A 311-nucleotide genomic window follows, 5' to 3' on the forward strand; every position below is an offset into this window, starting at 1 on the left:
TTGGGTCTTGTTTTCCCTGGCTACCTTGGAGACATGGAAGTAGGCGGATTTTATCAAAGAAATATGCTGTCGCACAATGCGGAGACAACTTCAAAGAAACAAATCATTGAAGAACAGTTTTATGGATTTTACATGGGTATTTCTTTCATCCAGAGAGAAAAAGTGAATGTAAACTTCAACGTCAGAACAGGATTGGTCAACGGTAGTTTGCTGGCCATCACCCCATCAGTATTTTCAGATTTCATGTTGTCCGATGCACTTGGTTTTGGATTGGGACTTGGAATGAGAAACCTGCAACCAACCTACACCGG

Annotated in this window: 1 protein-coding gene; it reads left to right on the top strand. The window is 41.8% G+C overall.

The genetic code is table 11. The annotated features are described in order from the left end of the window. Window positions 1-311: hypothetical protein (locus AAOP42_RS02465; protein ID WP_349526873.1), on the top strand; the 311-nt coding region annotated here is incomplete at both ends.

Origin of the sequence: Reichenbachiella sp. MALMAid0571 (assembly GCF_040151475.1) — a bacterium.
Lineage (GTDB): Bacteria > Bacteroidota > Bacteroidia > Cytophagales > Cyclobacteriaceae > CAXBNB01.